General features: G+C 66.4%; 1 protein-coding gene. It reads left to right on the top strand.

Translation table 11 applies throughout. The features are described from left to right. Positions 1-16 precede the first annotated feature (16 nt). Positions 17-280: methyl-accepting chemotaxis protein (locus AAEY83_RS14275; protein ID WP_351059853.1), on the top strand; the 264-nt coding region annotated here is incomplete at its 3' end.

Below are 280 nucleotides of genomic sequence, written 5' to 3'. Positions count from 1 at the left end.
CTTAGCGGCGGGCGCAGTGGGTGAGCTGGCGCAGCAAGTGGCGTCGATCGATTCGGTGCTGGCGGTGATTCGTGGCGTTGCCGAACAGACCAATCTGCTCGCCCTCAACGCCGCGATCGAAGCCGCGCGCGCCGGCGATGCCGGGCGTGGCTTTGCGGTGGTGGCGGATGAAGTGCGGGCGCTGGCGCATCGCACCCAGCAGTCGACCCAGGAAATCGAGCAGATGATCGGCGGGATTCAGCAGGGCACCGATTCAGCGGTCAGTTCGATGCAGCAGAGC

The organism is Psychrobacter sp. TB20-MNA-CIBAN-0197 (assembly GCF_040309765.1).
Taxonomy (GTDB): domain Bacteria; phylum Pseudomonadota; class Gammaproteobacteria; order Pseudomonadales; family Moraxellaceae; genus Psychrobacter; species Psychrobacter submarinus.
This window is presented reverse-complemented; position numbering and strand designations above follow the sequence as displayed.